Source organism: Pseudomonas entomophila (assembly GCF_013523165.1).
In the GTDB taxonomy this organism is placed as follows: Bacteria; Pseudomonadota; Gammaproteobacteria; order Pseudomonadales; family Pseudomonadaceae; genus Aquipseudomonas; species Aquipseudomonas entomophila_A.
The window spans coordinates 181756-199454 of record NZ_JAAMQI010000004.1 but is presented as its reverse complement, the minus strand read 5'-3'; the positions used below and the strand labels follow the sequence as shown (position 1 = coordinate 199454).

Here is a 17699-nt window from a genome sequence, read left to right as displayed (position 1 = left end):
CCCACCTTGGGTAGGGCACGCCCGAATATAGGTCTTTTCATCGAAACGCCGCTTCTTTTCGGAGCCTTGGTTTGTTTCTTGCATTTCTCGGGAACCATGGATCGCCAAGGCGCCCGCCGACGGTCCGCACCGAGGCAGCCATGTGCCAAAAGAGGTCGACGACGCCCCATGACCATCAGTGATGCGCTGCACCGTCTGCTCCTGGACAACCTCACCACCGCCACCCTACTGCTCGACAGTGCGCTGCGCCTGGAATACATGAACCCGGCCGCCGAGATGCTGCTGGCGGTCAGTGGTCAGCGCAGCCACGGGCAGTTCATCAGCGAGCTGTTCACCGAGTCGGCCGAGGCGCTCAATTCGCTGCGCCAGGCCGTCGAACAGGCCCACCCCTTCACCAAGCGCGAAGCGCAGCTGACCTCGCTCAATGGCCAGAGCCTGACCGTCGACTACGCCGTCACGCCGATCCTCAATCAAGGCCAGACCTTGTTGCTGCTGGAAGTGCACCCGCGTGACCGCCTGCTGCGCATCACCAAGGAAGAAGCGCAACTGTCCAAGCAGGAGACCACCAAGATGCTGGTGCGTGGCCTGGCCCACGAGATCAAGAACCCGCTGGGCGGCATCCGTGGCGCCGCCCAGTTGCTGGCCCGGCAGCTGCCCGGAGATGACCTGCGCGACTACACCAACGTGATCATCGAGGAAGCCGACCGCCTGCGTAACCTGGTCGACCGCATGCTGGGCTCGAACAAGTTGCCCTCGCTGGCCATGACCAACATCCATGAGGTGCTGGAGCGGGTCTGCAGCCTGGTGGAGGCCGAAAGCCAGGGCGTCATCACCCTGGTGCGCGACTACGACCCGAGCCTGCCGGACGTGCTGATCGATCGCGAGCAGATGATCCAGGCCGTGCTGAACATCGTGCGCAACGCCATGCAGGCGATCGGTGCGCAGAACGAGCTGCGCCTGGGCCGCATCACCTTGCGCAGCCGCGCCATGCGCCAGTTCACCATCGGCCATACCCGGCACCGCCTGGTGGCCCGTGTCGAGATCATCGACAACGGCCCCGGCATTCCTGCCGAGCTGCAGGACACCCTCTTCTACCCCATGGTCAGCGGACGCCCGGACGGTACCGGGCTGGGCCTGGCCATCACCCAGAACATCATCAGCCAGCATCAGGGCCTGATCGAATGTGACAGCCATCCAGGCCACACCACGTTCTCGATCTTCCTGCCCCTGGAACAAGGAGCCACCGTCTCATGAGTCGAAGTGAAACCGTCTGGATCGTCGACGACGACCGCTCGATCCGCTGGGTGCTGGAAAAAGCCCTGCAGCAAGAGGGCATGAACACCCAGAGTTTCGACAGCGCCGACGGTGTCATGGGCCGCCTGGCTCGCCAGCAGCCGGACGTGATCATTTCCGATATCCGCATGCCGGGCGCCAGTGGCCTGGACCTGCTAGCGCAGATCCGCGAGCAGTATCCGCGGCTGCCGGTGATCATCATGACCGCGCATTCCGACCTGGACAGTGCCGTGGCGTCCTACCAGGGGGGCGCGTTCGAGTACCTGCCCAAGCCGTTCGACATCGACGAAGCCGTGGCGCTGGTCAAGCGCGCCAACCAGCATGCGCAGGAACAACAAGGCCTGAGCGCGCCGGCGGCCCTGGCCCGTACGCCCGAGATCATCGGCGAGGCGCCGGCGATGCAGGAGGTCTTCCGGGCCATCGGGCGATTGAGCCATTCCAACATCACCGTCCTGATCAACGGCGAGTCCGGGACCGGCAAGGAATTGGTGGCGCATGCCCTGCACCGACACAGCCCACGTGCTGCCGCGCCCTTCATCGCCCTGAACATGGCCGCGATCCCCAAGGACCTGATGGAGTCCGAGCTGTTCGGCCATGAGAAAGGCGCGTTCACGGGGGCGGCCAACCTGCGCCGTGGCCGCTTCGAACAGGCCGATGGCGGTACGCTGTTTCTCGACGAGATCGGCGACATGCCTGCCGACACCCAGACCCGACTGCTGCGCGTGCTGGCCGATGGTGAGTTCTACCGGGTAGGCGGGCACATTCCGGTGAAAGTGGATGTGCGCATCATCGCGGCGACCCACCAGAACCTGGAAACCCTGGTGCAGGCGGGCAAGTTCCGCGAGGACCTGTTCCATCGCCTGAACGTGATCCGCATCCACATTCCACGCCTGGCCGATCGCCGTGAAGACATCCCGACCCTGGCGCGGCACTTCCTGGGTCGCGCCGCGCAGGAGCTGGCGGTCGAGCCAAAACTGCTCAAGCCGGAGACCGAGGCGTTCATGCGCAACCTGCCCTGGCCGGGCAACGTTCGCCAACTGGAGAACACCTGTCGCTGGATCACCGTGATGGCGTCGAGCCGTGAGGTGCTGATCGGCGACCTGCCGCCTGAGCTGTTGAACCTGCCTCAGGACGCGGCGCCGGTCTCCAACTGGGAACAGGCCTTGCGCCAGTGGGCCGACCAGGCCCTGGCGCGCGGCCAGACCAGCCTGCTGGACAGCGCCGTGCCGAGTTTCGAGCGGATCATGATCGAGACCGCACTCAAGCACACGGCGGGGCGTCGACGCGATGCCGCCGTGCTGCTGGGCTGGGGGCGCAACACGCTGACGCGCAAAATCAAGGAACTGGAAATGAACGTCGGCGGCTCGGAAGAGGATGATGCCGACTGACAGGGGGTGAGGAACGGCGCAGGGAGGCGCCGAATGCACCGTGCGTGTGCCTGCTGCACCGCATCAAGGCACTTTCACGGGTCATCCTGGTCGAGCTACCGCCACGCGCGGCGGTTTCACGGGGTTTTCCGAACCTGGCACGGCATCTGCAATAGTCCAGGTACTTACCGTTTTGGGGACCTCGGTACAGGCAGGCCGAGACATCCCCTCTTTTATTCGCGCAGCGTCACCCGCACCCGCCAGCGCCCCGCCTCCTCTGCACCGTGCCAGTCACCGTGCAGGGGGCGAGCGGCCACCAGAGTCAGAAACATTCCCTCCTTGCGTGCACGTACCTGCCAGGCCACAGGCTTGCCTTGCCATTGCACATGCCCACGCGCCGGCGTACCCGTCGCCTCGAAGAGCACGGCCACAGTGCCGTCGACCAGCTCACCGTGCAGTTTCGGCGCCTCGTCGAACCAGAGGTCCAGGCCACCTTCCTGCACCTGGATCTGTTCGAGCACGGGCGTCTGGGGTGTGGTCAGACGCCCGATCATCAGGCCGACCAGCACCCCGAACAACGCCAAGGACAGCAGCATGCGCTTCCAGGCCTTATAACGCGGGTCCGGTTCAGGGGTAGAATGCTCGCCATCTTCGTGCTTGGAGCCGTGCATGTTTCACGTGATCCTTTTTCAACCTGAAATTCCGCCGAATACCGGCAACATCATTCGCCTGTGCGCCAACAGTGGCTGCGCCCTGCACCTGATCGAACCGATCGGCTTCGAGCTGGACGACAAACGCCTGCGCCGTGCCGGGCTGGACTACCACGAGTATGCCACGCTCAAGCGTCACGAAAGCCTGGCGCAGTGCCTGGAAAGCCTGGGACAGCCACGTGTGTTCGCGTTCACGACCAAGGCGTCGCACCCGTACCACGAGGTGGCCTACGTGCCAGGGGATGCGTTTCTGTTCGGGCCGGAGAGCCGCGGGCTACCGGCCGACGTGCTCGACAGCCTGCCGGCCGAACAGCGGGTGCGACTGCCGATGCAGCCTGGGTGCAGGAGCTTGAACCTGTCCAATACCGTGGCGGTGGCGGTGTATGAGGCATGGCGGCAGCAAGGCTTCGCGTGAGGCGCAGCGGCGTTCGACGGGTTCACGGCAGTGAACGAGCGAGGCAGTGAAGTCGCCGGCCCTATCGCTGGCAAGTCCAACCGTCCCTCATTCCAAGCCACTGCCCCAGCATCAGCCTACTGATTGGCCTTGTGGGAGCGGGCTTGCCCGCGATGGCGGTAGTCGCTTCGCTGAACGATCAACGTGATGAAGCCCGGAAGGCAGATACAAAGGGGTATCGGCCCGAGACGAGCGTCTCGGGCCGAGGGTCGTGCCTTACTGCAGCGACGGCGCCTCGCCGGCTTCCTGCATGCGCTGCATTTCTTGCGCGTACAACGCGTCGAAGTTGACCGGCGACAGCATCAGGGCCGGGAACGAGCCACGGGTCACCAGGCTGTCGAGGGTTTCGCGCGCGTAGGGGAACAGGATGTTCGGGCAGAACGCACCCAGGGTGTGGCTCATCGAAGCCGCATCGAGGTTCTTGATCAGGAAAATGCCTGCCTGCTGAACTTCGGCGATGAATGCGACTTCTTCACCGTTCTTGACGGTGACCGACAGCGTCAGCACGACTTCATGGAAGTCGCCTTCCAGGGCTTTTTGCTTGGTGTTCAGGTCCAGCGCGACGCTCGGCTCCCACTGCTGGCGGAAGATCGCCGGGCTTTTCGGGGCCTCGAACGACAGGTCACGCACGTAGATGCGCTGCATGGAGAACTGCGGGGAAGTGTCTTCGGCCGCGCCGGTGGTCTGTTGGTCAGTCATGGCAGATCCTTATCCTGAAGAAGGTGGAACAGTGGAGGCATCACGCCCCGAGCAGCGTGTCGAGCCGACCGGCGCGTTCGAGGGCGTGGAGTTCGTCGCAACCGCCGACGTGGGTGTCACCGATCCAGATCTGGGGCACCGAGGTGCGACCGGCTTTCTGGCTCATCTCGGCGCGCAACTGCGGCTTGCCATCGACCCTGATCTCCTCGAAGTCGACGCCTTTACGGGTAAGCAGCTGCTTGGCGCGGATGCAGTAGGGGCAATAATCGCTGGAGTAGATGAGGACGGGCTTCATATCACTTCACCAAAGGCAGGTTGTCGGCTTTCCAGCTGGACACACCGCCACTGAGCTTGGCGGCAGTAAAGCCGGACTTGAGCAGTTCACGGCAGTGCGTACCGGCATGCTGGCCCATGCTGTCGACCAGGATCAGGGTCTTGGCCTTGTGCTTTTCCAGCTCGCCCACACGACCGACCAGCTTGTCCTGCGGGATGTTCAAGGCGCCGACGATGTGGCCTGCGGCGTATTCCTTGGCGGTGCGGATGTCGACGACCACGGCCTTGTCGGCGTTGACCAGGGCGGTCAGCTGGCCGTTGCTCAGGCTCTGGCCGCCGCGGCGCATTTCGTTGAGCAGCAGCAGGATCAGCAGAACGACGAAGATCGCCACCAGGATGAAGTGGTTGGTAGCGAATTGAATCAGGTTGGCAACCATCGGTGGGTGTTCCAGGCGAGTGAAAATGTCGGCCAGTATACACACCGCCCCTGACCCACCAAAGCCCGACGGACGCCTTGAAAGATCTTGTCACCCACCGGCGAAGCGACCCGATCGACGCCCCGGCGGACGAATGTTCGTCAGCCCGGGTGAATTTGCCCTAAAATGCGTGTCCTTATCCTCTTTGACAATTGTGAGTGGGATCCGATGACGAGTACGCCCAAACCCTTGGTCCTGATCATCCTGGATGGCTTCGGGCACAGCGAGAGCCCCGAGTACAACGCCATCCATGCCGCGAACACGCCGGTCTACGATCGCCTGCGCGCCACCCTGCCCCATGGGCTGATCTCGGGTTCCGGGATGGACGTCGGCCTGCCGGATGGACAGATGGGCAACTCCGAAGTCGGACACATGAACCTGGGTGCCGGGCGTGTGGTGTACCAGGACTTCACCCGCGTCACCAAAGCGATCCGCGATGGCGAGTTCTTCGAAAACCCGGTGCTGACCGGGGCCGTGGACAAGGCCGTCGGCGCCGGCAAGGCGGTCCACGTGCTTGGCCTGCTGTCGGACGGGGGCGTTCACAGTCACCAGGATCACCTGGTCGCCATGGTCGAGCTGGCCGCCCAGCGCGGCGCCGAGACGATTTACCTGCATGCCTTCCTCGACGGTCGCGACACCGCACCGCGCAGCGCCCAGGCGTCCATCGAGCTGATGGACGCCACTTTCGCCCGCCTGGGCAAGGGCCGCATCGCCAGCCTGATCGGTCGTTACTTCGCGATGGACCGCGACAACCGGTGGGACCGTGTCAGCGCGGCCTACAACCTGATCGTCGACAGCACTGCCGACTACAGCGCCGACACTGCCCTGGCCGGCCTGCAAGCCGCCTATGCGCGCGACGAGAGCGACGAATTCGTCAAGGCCACACGCGTTGGCGAGGCGGTCACGGTCGAAGACGGCGACGCGGTGATCTTCATGAACTTCCGGGCCGACCGTGCGCGTGAACTGTCGCGCGCGTTCGTCGAGCCGGACTTCAACGAATTCCCGCGGGCGCGCCTGCCCAAGCTCGCGGCCTACATCGGCCTGACCCAGTACTCGGCCAAGATTCCGGCCCCCGCAGCCTTCGCACCCGCCAGCCTGGACAACGTCCTGGGCGAGTACCTGGCCAAGCACGGCAAGACCCAGCTGCGCATCGCCGAGACCGAGAAATACGCCCACGTGACCTTCTTCTTCTCCGGGGGCCGCGAGGAGCCCTTCGAAGGCGAAGAGCGCATCCTGATCCCGTCGCCGAAGGTCGCGACCTACGACCTGCAGCCGGAAATGAACGCGCCGGAGGTCACCGACCGCATCGTCGAGGCCATCGAGCAGCAGCGGTTCGACGTGATCATCGTCAACTACGCCAACGGCGACATGGTCGGCCACACCGGCGTGTTCGCAGCGGCCGTCAAGGCGGTCGAGGCACTCGACACCTGCGTGGGCCGCATCGTCGAGGCGCTGGACAAGGTCGGCGGCGAAGCACTGGTGACGGCCGACCACGGCAACGTCGAGCAGATGGAAGACGAATGCACCGGCCAGGCGCACACCGCGCACACCACCGAGCCGGTACCGTTCATCTACGTCGGCAAGCGCAACCTCAAGGTGCGTGACGGCGGCGTCCTGGCCGACGTGGCGCCGACCATGCTCAAGCTGCTGGGCCTGCCACAGCCGGCCGAGATGACCGGCACGTCGATCCTGATCGACGCCTGAGCCGTGCCGTTCGCCAGCCAGCGGAGGCGGCCCAGGCCGTCGACGCCGGCTGGCGATGGCATCACCCGCGCCCTGGATGCCGGCAAGCATTTTTTTTGTGCGCCATGGCGGGCATACTAGGTCGATCTCCATCCCCGGTATGCCCACCCCATGCTTCGCGCCCTGATCCCCTTAGTCCTGACCTGCCTGCTGAGCCCGGCCTTCGCCGACGAACGCGCGCAGACCCAGCAACAGCTGGACGCCACTCGCCAGGATATCGTCGAGCTGCAAAAGGTCCTGCGTAAACTGGAAGCGGAAAAGTCCGGGGTGCAAAAAGACCTCAAGGCCACCGAAACCGATATCGGCACGCTGGAAAAGCAGGTGGAGGCCCTGCAGGAGTCGCTAAAAAAGACCGAGGGCGAGCTGGAGCGCCTTGATCTCGAGAAAAAAAAACTCCAGACCGCCCGCACCGAACAGCAGCGCCTGATCGCCATCCAGGCGCGCTCGGCCTACCAGAACGGCCGTGAGGAATACCTCAAGCTGCTGCTCAACCAGCAGAACCCCGAGCGCTTCGCCCGCACCCTGACCTATTACGATTACCTGAGCAAGGCACGCCTGACGCAACTGCATGCCTTCAACCAGACCTTGAAGCAACTGGCAGGCGTCGAGCAGGACATCGCCCGACAGCAGGCGCAACTGCTGGCCGAACGGGGCAACCTCGACAGCCGGCGCCAGGCACTCGAGGCGGTGCGCAGCGAGCGGCGCCAGGTGCTGGCCAAGCTCAACGCCGACATGAAGGACCGTGACCAGAAGCTTCAGGCGCGTCAGCAGGACCAGGCCGAACTGGGCAAGGTGCTCAAGACCATTGAAGAGACCCTGGCGCGCCAGGCGCGAGAAGCCGAAGAGGCGCGCCAGCGTGCCCTGCTCGCGCAGCAGGAGGCCGAACGCCGCCAACGTGAAGCACAAGCCCGTGCCCAGGCCAGCCGGGAGGCCCAGGACACCGCCCCGGCGCCCACCCCCGTCGCGCCACGCCCGTCTGCCGGCCCCGTGGTCAGCAGTGCCGGCGCCAGCTATGGCGGGGCTTTTTCTGCCGCTCGTGGAAAACTTCCATGGCCGGTCGATGGTCGACTGCTGGCACGTTTCGGCGATGCACGCGGCGGCGATGTCAGGGCCAAGTGGGACGGTGTGATGATCGGTGCGCCGGTCGGCACGCGGGTCCGCGCCGTGCATGGGGGCCGTGTGGTGTTCGCCGAGTGGTTGCGTGGCGCAGGGCTGTTGGTCATCCTCGACCATGGCAACGGCTACCTGAGCCTGTATGGTCACAACCAGAGCCTGCTCAAGAGCGCTGGCGATATCGTCAAAGCGGGTGAAGCCATATCCACCGTCGGCGACAGCGGTGGGCAGGAAAGCGCGGGCTTGTACTTCGCGATCCGTCAACAAGGCCGTCCGAGCGACCCGACCCAGTGGTGTCGAGGCTAGCCGGCGGTTCGTTCATCGTGCGGTGCAGTGTCGTTTCACGGCGCCGATGCTCCCCAGAGGGGCGCTACCAGGATCAGGAGTTCGTTCGACATGCTGCATTCGCCTCGCCTTTCCCAGTTGGCCCTGACCGTCGCCTTGGCGGTCGGTGCGCCTGCGTTGCTGGCCGCCGAGCCTGCGGCTCGTGTCGCCGTGCCGACCACCGAAGTCACGCCCCAGGGGCCGCTGCCGCTGGACGAGCTGCGGACCTTCGCCGAGGTGATGGACCGGATCAAGGCGGCCTACGTCGAACCGGTGGACGACAAGACCCTGCTGGAAAACGCCATCAAGGGCATGCTCAGCAACCTGGACCCGCACTCGGCCTATCTCGGCCCTGAAGACTTCCAGGAGCTGCAGGAAAGCACCAGCGGCGAGTTCGGTGGATTGGGCATCGAGGTCGGGATGGAGGACAACTTCCTCAAGGTCGTCTCGCCGATCGACGACACGCCTGCCTCGCGCGCCGGCATCCAGGCCGGGGACCTGATCGTCAAGATCAACGGCCAGCCCACGCGCGGCCAGTCCATGACCGAGGCGGTCGACAAGATGCGCGGCAAGATCGGCGACAAGATCACCCTGACCCTGATTCGCAACGGTGGCAATCCGTTCGACGTGACCCTGGCGCGCGCCGTGATCCAGGTCAAGAGCGTCAAGAGCCAGCTCATGGAGAGCGACTACGGCTACATCCGCATCACGCAGTTCCAGGTCAAGACCGGTGAGGAAGTCGGCAAGGCCCTGGCCAAGCTGCGCAAGGACAACGGCAAGAAGCTGCGCGGCATCGTGCTGGACCTGCGCAACAACCCAGGTGGCGTCCTGCAGTCGGCGGTCGAAGTGGCGGATCACTTCCTGACCAAGGGCCTGATCGTCTACACCAAGGGCCGGATCGCCAATTCCGAGCTGCGCTTCTCTGCCGACCCGGCCGACGCCAGCGAGCGTGTGCCCCTGGTGGTGCTGATCAACGGCGGCAGTGCCTCGGCTTCGGAAATCGTCGCAGGCGCCCTGCAGGACCACAAGCGTGCCGTGCTGATGGGCACCGACAGCTTCGGCAAGGGCTCGGTGCAGACCGTGCTGCCGCTGAACAACGACCGCGCCCTGAAGCTCACCACGGCCCTGTACTTCACCCCCAACGGGCGTTCGATCCAGGCCCAGGGCATCGTGCCGGACATCGAGGTGCGTCAGGCCAAGCTCACCGCCGAGGCCGACACCGAGAACTTCAAGGAAGCCGATCTGCAAGGTCATCTGGGCAATGGCAACGGCGGCGCCGACCGTCCCTCGGGCGGTGCGCGCAAGACACGCCCCCAGGACGATGACTTCCAGCTGAGTCAGGCCTTGAGCCTGCTCAAGGGCCTGAACATCACCAAGGGCGCCTGACCGCGCCCATGCGTGCGCTTCTGCTCGCTCTGCTCGGGTTGCTGGCCGGTGCCGTCCAGGCGGCGCCGGACAAGGCGTACCTGACGCTGATCATCGATGACCTCGGGCAGAACGTCGCGCGCGACAACCGGGTACTCGCCCTGCCAGGGCCGGTGACCTTGGCGATCATGCCCGATACCCCGCACGCCACCGACTTCGCGCGGCAGGGGCATGCCGCTGGCAAGACCGTGATCCTGCACATGCCCATGGATCCGGCGACCGGTCCCTATGCCTGGCACCCAGGAACGGCGATCGAGGTGCTGGCTGCACGCCTGGATCGCGCCCTGGAGAAGGTCCCCTACGCTGCCGGGCTCAACAACCACATGGGCAGTCGCATGACGTCGCAGCCTGCACCGATGGCCTGGCTGATGGGCGAACTGCAGCGCCGCGGCCTGTTCTTCGTCGACAGCCGCACCAGCGCAGCCACGGTGGCGGCGGCCAAGGCCCAGGCCATCGGCCTGGCGCACGTCTCGCGCGATGTCTTCCTGGACGACGTACGCACTCCCGAGGCGATCGCGGCGCAGTTGCGTCAAGGCATCGCCCTGGCCCGTCGCCAGGGCTCCGTCGTGCTGATCGGGCACCCCTACCCGCAAACGCTCGAGGTGCTGGAAAGGGAGCTGCCTTTGCTCGGGCGTCAGGGGGTGGTGTGGATCGACCTCCACCAGATGATCGCGCAACGCAGCAACCTGGCCATGCCCGCCCATGGCCGGCAGGGTGTCTACCCAGGTCGCTGACGCCTGGACGGTCGACTCAGTCGAAAGGAATCAGCCCGTCGACCTCATGGGGCTTCAGATCGCCCCGGTAGATCGCCAGCAGGTCCTTGCCAGTGGTCGCCGCGCGCAGTTGCGCCTCGCGGCCCAGCTTGCGCTGGGACCAGAGCTTGAGGTGACCCTTGCTGAAGGCAGGGCCCGGGGTGGTCGCTTCAGGATAATGGAAGTGCGCCTCCCACAACCCACTGCCCTTCGTCTGACCGGAAACAGGCTGACGTCGAATCTCGTACACGTCCAGGTAGTCGTGTTCTGACAACGGCTTGCGGGGCCCCGCACGCTCGACACGCACGGCGCCATGCTCGACCAGGAACCGCAAGCTGCTGGCCGAGGGATGACTGGTGGCCAGATAAAGGCCGACCAACAGATCACGGCGCGTATGCTGCAAGCGTTCACGGCTTTCGCTCAGTTCCAGGTGCAGGGCAGCGTCCTGGTCGGTACGAGGCAGCCTGGCCTGAACCTCCTCCAGTTTTTCGACGTGCAGATCGATGACCGAAGACAAACCGTGCGGCTCATCGGACCTGACGTACTGGCGAGCCAGACGGATGATCGATTCGACCTCACCGACCAGCGCCCTGCCACGCTGGCGCAGCGCATCAGGCGCGGGGGCGGTCTCAGGCGACTCCGAAGTGGCGGCCGGGTCTGGCTTGACCTCCTCTGCCCACTGAGAACCCTGGCGCCGGAACGTCTTGATCACCTGGTCAGTGCGCGCATCGCGCTGCTCGATCACCGGCACGCCGTCGATTTCGACCTCGGTCCCCACCACGCTGCGCCCCCGCTGGGTCTTGACCACGCGGCGCTTTCCACCTCGGCTGGCATACACCCTGGGCTGACGGGTGCGAGGCAAAGCGAGTTCCTTCTCGCGCACGGCCTGTGCCAACTCATGCTCGGCCTGCTCCTTGAGCCGGTTCAGCACGGTGCGGTACTCCTCGAGCGTTTCAAGGCGTACCACCGTGGTGGAGATACTGCGCAGGTAATCTGCCGAAGCAGCCGCCTCTTCATAGGCCTCCACGACGCTGGTCAATACGCTGATACGCTCTTCCACGCTCAATTCACTCTGGCTTAGATCCCCATGCGCGGCAGCGGCGCTTTGCAGCGATTCGCCAGTCAGATAGGCCTGGAAGGCTTTAAGCGTCTGCTCATCGCCTCCCGCCAGACGATCGAGACTCAGTTCGCCCAGATCCAGCAGTAGACGAACTTCCAAGTCCACGGCATTGACCTTGCGCTGTTCGATGACCCCGCTCAGGTAGACGGTCTTGTCCAGTTTGACGCCGGTATCAGGGTCCTTGAAGCTGATGGTCGGGTCATTGAGCGTCGCCTCCAGCAGACGATCGAAGTGCTGGGAAACGCTGATTGCATCCGCCTCCCATTTCACGACCTTTTCCAGCGTCGTACGGAAACGCCTGTATTGCTCGATCTCCGACGCCTCCTCAGGCAGGATCGCGATGGTATCGCTCAGGGTCTGCGCACCCGCCTCATTGATGAGCGACGCCAGTTCGTTATAGAGCAGCTTGCAGTTACCGATCAATTCCTGGCGTACTGCCCTGCGATGCAGGGCGATGGCTTCCTCCAGGGAAGCGTCGACATGCCTGAGGTCGAAGATCTCGCCTGCCACCTGATCGTTCTTCACGTCGAGGTCGACCAACGCTTTCATGTCGTACGTCACGGTTTCTCGGATCCGCTGGCGCAGGTCCTTGAGCAACGCCAGCTCGCGTGCCTGAAGCTCATCCGGATGCGCTATCGCCTCCAATTCGCCGATGCTATCTTCCTTCTCCAACAACAGGCGCCGGTGCGCCTCGAACACCTTGGCCTGTGCATTGCGCTGCGTTGTCAGTGTGTTCTCCTGTTCCTGGAGCGCCATCAAGCGGGCTCGATTCTGCTCACGCCTGAGTTCGACACGGCTCTTGGGCATGCCACCGCGCAGCGCCAGCGCCGAATCGACGCGCCAGACACCCTCGGTTCGCTGCAGCCAAGGCCCTTTCTCTCCCTGCGTATCGAGGATGCGCACCCCCTCCTGAGACACCTGGACCTCGTACGCATCGCCCCTCATCGAGACGTAGTGTCGATCACCGACCCTGTACAGGCCTGCCTGCTCAGGCGCATCGCGCAGATCGACGGACGAGCGCATGGCCCTGAGCCGTGCACGCTGGGTCGGCGTCAGGACGTTGAAGCCGTGTGCGCCACGCCATGAGAAATCCACGCTCGCCTCCCCCCTTGCCGCCAAGGCGTACGGCGCATCGAGGTGCCCTGCCCGTACGAGGGCCGTACGCTGCGGAACGCTGACCTCGGGCCTGGCCAGCCTGCCGGTGCTCGCTGCCAGCACGGGCTGCGCAAGGACCGGTGTCTCACGAGGGAGCTTCAGGTGAGCCACTGCCAGGCCCAGGTTGACGATCAGGTCGACGATCGCTGCCACGCGCTGCGCGCCCGTGCCGTGCGCCAGCACCGGCAGGTCCTGGCCCAAGGCCGCTATGCCTTGCGCCAGCCAGGCTACGGTCGCCACCGGACCGCGCACGACCAGGCTGACTGTATCGAACAGCAACCATGCCCCTCTGACCAGCGAAGCCCAGTGCTTCTCCGCAGTGGACCACGACCGGCGGTCAGCCAGCGCCACCAGCAGATCACGGTTGGCTTCGTACAGCCGCGTGTCGACGTCTTGTCGCCACAGGCGTTTGTGCAGGACGGCAGGCTTCACGGGCAGCAGAAAACCTGCCTCGTCGAGGATCGGTGTCAACCGATGAGGCTCGAGAAACCCCCCATTGTCGTAGACACGCCGGGCCTGGTCGGGAAGCCAGTCCAGCACACTGGTCTGCAATGCGCCTTCGCGCGCGATCGCGGACATGAGGGCGTCGAAGGTCTCGAAGACCATGAGCGGTGCATTCTCGTAGAGCGGCCGGTACAGCAGCACGTACGTCGGCTCGGCGCAAAACAGCACGTACATGCCACGCACCACATCGACGCCGTCGTCCTCTTCACCGGCCTTGAACGCCAGCGGCATTAGCGCCATCCTCGGCAGCTCAGGGTCGAGCCAGCCGCGGCAGTAGTCGGTCACGCACTGCAAGGCCGCCGCGTCGAGCGTTCCCGCCAGCTTGCCTTGCAGGGCACTGAACAGCAGCGCACTGCGCCATTCCCTGGCGAAACACGCAATGCGTTCCGGCTTGCCCGCAGGCGCGTCCATGAAGCGTGCCACATGGGCGGGGTAACGACGGCCGACGTCTACACGACTGACCAGGGCGTCGAGGTAGTCGAGGGTCAGCCAGGGCATGATCAATTGACCATTCCGGTGAGCGACTGCACTGAGCGTGGCGTCCCGTGCGTCTCCAAGGTCGCCGATGGCGTAGTCGGTCAGGGTCATCTCGAACGTGTCGACGGCGCTGTCGCCAGGCCCTGTGGCCGCCCCGCCTGGCGTGCCCCGTGCAAGGCTCAGGGTCAGGACCAGGTCGTCCGGGAAATAGTTGGCGTCATCGGGGTGGTCGCCGAGCAGCGCCTCACGCAGTGCCTGGCGCGTGTATTCACGCAGGTCCTGAAGCTGATCGCGGGACGTCGTGCCCAGCGATTCGGCCTGCGCCAACGCCAGTTCGAACAACGCATCCTGACAGAGGAACCCCTCCGCATCCGTCACGGCTCGCAAGCCAGGCGGCAGGGTCATGTCAGACGACGACGCGACCTGGTAACCGCTGATGAAAAACGCCGCCGGATCGGTCAGCTGAGCGAAAAGCGCCTCCAGGGCTGGCAGATCGGCACTCTGCCAGTACCACACGCTGCGTGCCGCTTGCAGCAGGCTGTCGAGCATGAGGGCGGTCTGTTGTGCGAAGACATTGCCCTCGAGTACGTATCGATGCCAGGTCAGCGTGTCGAACCGATAGGGCTCGGCCAGCTCCTCGTGCAGCCGCTGCACGAATGCATCGAACGAATCGAAGGCCTGCACCGTACTGGAGGGCGCGCACCACAGCAGTACCTGACGTTCGTCATACTCGCCGCTGATCAGCAGGTTGGGCAGGGCCACACGTCGAGACGTTCCCGCGTCCTGAAGTTCGACCTCGATGGCGAAGACGGTCGGGCGCCCAGTGCCCCCTCGGAGCACGCCACGCACGCAGGCCGCCTGCCGTGCATCCAGGCCGTGCAAGGGCAGGTTCTGCAACAGGGCCGACTTGAGCGTCAATTGCAACCACTGGTCGCGGCTGGCCCCCAGGCTGCCTGGCGCCGCCCAATAGTCGCGCTGCGCCTGGCAGAAGGTTTCGATGAGTGCCTGCACGGCCTCGTCGAGGGCACCCATCTGCCCGCGGATGGACGTCGCGCCCTCGAGCGCCTGGCCTTGGTGATCGCGCAATGGGTAGTCGGGGCTCGACGTTATCAGGAACTCCCCGTCGCGCTCACCGAGACGCTCCAGGGGGACGCCCTGCAACAACGCCTCGAGCAACGTGTCCACCAGTGACGCGCGAGACCACTGATGCGGCTGGGGGATCAGCAGCACGAGCGGTTCGGCATCCGGCAGGCCTGCAGCGGCCACCGAGGTGTGGGCTTCGCTGAGCACGGCCAGCGCCTGTCGCGCGATGAGCTGGCGCAGGGTAGGCCGTGCGGCGAACTCGGCGGCGACGGCACGCTGGTAATCGGGAACGACGTCTGGTCGGTTGGTCATGTGTGCGGCTCCTTGGGTAGAAGCGGCACACGCTACGAAGCGCACCTGACGCGGCGGTGGTACATAAGGCGTGACCGATGCCTGGAAGCGACCGGCACGGCCTGAACGCCCTCTCGCCAGAGCGGGCGTTCAGGTGGCGTCAGCTGTAGACGCGCCCCAGGACCTGCCGATGGCTTTCGAACTGGTCGAGCACATCGCGCGTGATCTGCTCACCGGTAAAGCCCATGAGGTCGTACTCCTGGCTACCGTCGTGCAGGTAGACCTCGGCACGGTAGAAGCGCTGGCGAACCTCGGGTTCGGCGTCAGGCGGGGTGTCGCCGACAGGCGCCTGGTAGCCGTCCAGGCTCACTTCGTAGACGAAGGGGTTCCCCTCATCCATCATCACCCGCAACCCCATCAGCGCGCGGGCGCTGCCCAACCGGCTCTCCACTGCATAGCCAAGCGCACCCAGTTGCACGGCCGCCTCCTTCAGGGCTGGGCTGACGTGCTTGTCCATGAAGCGCTGAACCACCGCCTGCGTGGGCTGCAGGTCCAACTGCGTGAGGCGCTCGCTGAAACCGCGACGACCCCGTGCAGCCAGTTCGGCGCGCTCCTGCTCGATCTGCACGTCCTGCTTCATGGCCTTGTACAGACCGAACATGAACAGCACCAGGACCACCGAGAACGGCAGCCCGGCCAGCACCACCATGGTCTGCATCGCTTCGAAGTTGCCAGCGAACAACAAGCCGATGGTGACCAGCGTGATGACCACCGACCAGAAGATCCGCAGCCAGTTGGGCGCGTCTTCATCGACGTGGCCGCCCTTGCAAGACAGGTTGGCCATCATCACCGCACCCGAGTCGGCCGGGGTCAGGAACAGCACGAAGCCGACGAACACCGCCACGCCCACGACGATGCGTGCGGCCGGAAAGTACTCCAGCAGGTGGTAGATCGACATCGATGGCTGTTCGACCGCGGTCTTGCCCAGCTCCACCGCCCCCTGGTTGATCACCAGGTCCAACGCGGTGTTGCCGAAGATCGACAGCCAGGCCAGGGTGAACCCCAACGGAATCAGCAGGACGCCGGCGACCAGCTCGCGCACGGTACGGCCCTTGGAGATCCGTGCGATGAACATGCCCACGAACGGGCCCCAGGAAATCCACCAGGCCCAGTAGAACACGGTCCACAGGCCCAGCCAGCGTTCGGACTTGGCACCGTCGGGCTGATAGGCATAGAGGTCGAAGGTCTTGAGCACGAAGCCGTTGAGGTAGTCGCCAAGGTTCTGCACGAAGCCATTGAGCAGGTGAAGGGTCTGGCCGCTCATCAGCACGAACAGCAACAGGCCACTGAACAGCACGATGTTCAGGTTGGACAGGCGACGGATGCCGTTTTCCACGCCGGACACCGCAGCGAGGGTCGCCACGCCGCTCATCACCAGGATGACCACCAGCAGGTTGGTCTTGCTGTGGTCCATGCCGAACAGGTACTCCAGCCCCGAGGCCACCTGCATCGAGCCGATGCCCAGGTTGGTCACCAGGCCCAACAGGGTCACGAACATGCCGAAGATGTCCACGGCATGCCCTGCCCCGCCCTTGACCCAGCGTTCACCGAACAGGGGGAACAGGGCCGAGCGCAAGGCCAGGGGCTGGTTGTGGCGGTAGGCGAAGTACCCCACGGCCAGCCCCACCAACGCATAGATGGCCCAGCCATGCAGCCCCCAGTGCAGGAAGGTCAGCTGCAGGCCCTGACGCGCGGCTTCCAGGCTGCCTGGCGTGCCTTCGGGCGGGTTGAGGTAGTGGTCCAGTGGTTCGGAGGCGCCGAAATACAACAGCGAGATGCCGATGCCCGATGAGAACAGCATGCCGGCCCAGGCGCCGTAGCTGAAGTCCGGGTGATCGTCCTTGCCACCGAGCTTGAGTTTGCCGAAATCGGAGAACGCCAGAGCGACGACGAACACCAGATAACCGCAGATCACCAGCATGTAGTACCAGCCGAACGAGCGGGTCAGCCAGGATTGGGCCACGCCCAGCAGGCGACCTGCAGTCTCGGGTACGGCAATCAGCAGCACGGTCAGTGAAAGGATCAGCAACGCCGAGGTGTAGAACACCACGCTGTTGACCCGCACGCGCTCGGCGGGGGGGTTGGTAAGGGAGGCAGAACTCATTGCACGAAAGCTCCGGGCAGGCGCAAGGGAAGGCTAACAGTCAGGGGTCGAGCCATAGGTGCAATAGCCCCACGGCTTCAAGTGTTATAAAAGGGATCCGAAAATCGAGCGTTTGCGCTGTATGCCGTGATGCCTTGACCCTTCCCGTTGCGCTCGGAACCTTCGTCGCGCGGTCGATGACCGCAGGTGATGCTGTGTTCCGCTTGCTGCTCGGGCCTGTCAACGCCACGTACCACAAGGCTTTCACGATCTTTTTATCGCAATCGTCTGCACCGT

The 17699-nt window shown here is 64.7% G+C and carries 13 protein-coding genes; 7 read left to right on the top strand and 6 right to left on the bottom strand.

Going from position 1 to position 17699, the window contains the following annotated elements; all coding sequences use genetic code 11:
* Nucleotides 1-168 precede the first annotated feature (168 nt).
* Nucleotides 169-1254, top strand: coding sequence for a nitrogen regulation protein NR(II) (gene glnL / locus G7Z99_RS04870; protein ID WP_181092457.1), 1086 nt, complete (start codon nt 169-171; stop codon nt 1252-1254).
* Nucleotides 1251-2681 (top strand): nitrogen regulation protein NR(I), encoded by a 1431-nt coding sequence (gene ntrC / locus G7Z99_RS04865; RefSeq protein WP_181092456.1) that lies wholly within the window; start codon nt 1251-1253, stop codon nt 2679-2681. The genes glnL and ntrC overlap by 4 nt, the downstream gene beginning before the upstream one ends.
* Before the next feature lie 212 nt (nt 2682-2893).
* Here ntrC and G7Z99_RS04860 read toward each other — a convergent pair whose 3' ends face one another.
* Nucleotides 2894-3331 carry a hypothetical protein gene (locus tag G7Z99_RS04860; RefSeq protein ID WP_181092455.1) on the bottom strand — a complete coding sequence of 146 codons (438 nt, stop codon included), beginning with the start codon at nt 3329-3331 and terminating at the stop codon, nt 2894-2896.
* On the opposite strand from G7Z99_RS04860, the gene trmL reads away from it, so the two are divergent.
* Nucleotides 3330-3785, top strand: coding sequence for a tRNA (uridine(34)/cytosine(34)/5-carboxymethylaminomethyluridine(34)-2'-O)-methyltransferase TrmL (gene trmL, locus G7Z99_RS04855; RefSeq protein ID WP_181092454.1), 456 nt, complete (start codon nt 3330-3332; stop codon nt 3783-3785). The genes G7Z99_RS04860 and trmL overlap by 2 nt on opposite strands.
* Before the next feature lie 255 nt (nt 3786-4040).
* On the opposite strand, the gene secB is transcribed toward trmL, so the two are convergent.
* From secB to G7Z99_RS04840, 3 genes are read right to left on the bottom strand one after another with little or no spacing between them, the layout of a single operon-like run.
* Nucleotides 4041-4523: a protein-export chaperone SecB gene (gene secB, locus G7Z99_RS04850; RefSeq protein WP_181092453.1), complete on the bottom strand. Its 483-nt coding sequence runs from the start codon at nt 4521-4523 to the stop codon at nt 4041-4043.
* Between the two features lie 40 nt (nt 4524-4563).
* Entirely contained in the window at nt 4564-4818 is a 255-nt protein-coding gene (gene grxC / locus G7Z99_RS04845) for a glutaredoxin 3 (protein ID WP_181092452.1), read from the bottom strand.
* Between the two features lies 1 nt (nt 4819).
* The gene (locus tag G7Z99_RS04840; RefSeq protein WP_181092451.1) at nt 4820-5233 is read right to left on the bottom strand and encodes a rhodanese-like domain-containing protein; all 414 of its coding nucleotides are present in this window, start codon (nt 5231-5233) and stop codon (nt 4820-4822) included.
* A 207-nt stretch (nt 5234-5440) separates the two neighbouring features.
* Between G7Z99_RS04840 and gpmI the strand changes: the two genes are divergently transcribed.
* The 4 genes from gpmI to G7Z99_RS04820 all read left to right on the top strand — a co-directional run bounded on the left by gpmI (nt 5441) and on the right by G7Z99_RS04820 (nt 10611).
* The gene (gene gpmI / locus G7Z99_RS04835; RefSeq protein WP_181092450.1) at nt 5441-6976 is read left to right on the top strand and encodes a 2,3-bisphosphoglycerate-independent phosphoglycerate mutase; all 1536 of its coding nucleotides are present in this window, start codon (nt 5441-5443) and stop codon (nt 6974-6976) included.
* A 150-nt stretch (nt 6977-7126) separates the two neighbouring features.
* Entirely contained in the window at nt 7127-8434 is a 1308-nt protein-coding gene (locus G7Z99_RS04830) for a murein hydrolase activator EnvC family protein (RefSeq protein WP_181092449.1), read from the top strand.
* Between the two features lie 90 nt (nt 8435-8524).
* Entirely contained in the window at nt 8525-9838 is a 1314-nt protein-coding gene (locus G7Z99_RS04825; protein ID WP_181092448.1) for a S41 family peptidase, read from the top strand.
* An 8-nt stretch (nt 9839-9846) separates the two neighbouring features.
* On the top strand, nt 9847-10611 hold the full coding sequence (locus G7Z99_RS04820) for a divergent polysaccharide deacetylase family protein (protein ID WP_181092447.1): 765 nt from the start codon (nt 9847-9849) through the stop codon (nt 10609-10611).
* A 16-nt stretch (nt 10612-10627) separates the two neighbouring features.
* Here G7Z99_RS04820 and G7Z99_RS04815 read toward each other — a convergent pair whose 3' ends face one another.
* Nucleotides 10628-15280: a dermonecrotic toxin domain-containing protein gene (locus G7Z99_RS04815; RefSeq protein WP_181092446.1), complete on the bottom strand. Its 4653-nt coding sequence runs from the start codon at nt 15278-15280 to the stop codon at nt 10628-10630.
* A 139-nt stretch (nt 15281-15419) separates the two neighbouring features.
* Complete coding sequence (locus G7Z99_RS04810; RefSeq protein WP_181092445.1) at nt 15420-17423, bottom strand: BCCT family transporter; 2004 nt, start codon at nt 17421-17423, stop codon at nt 15420-15422.
* Nucleotides 17424-17699: the final 276 nt, after the last annotated feature.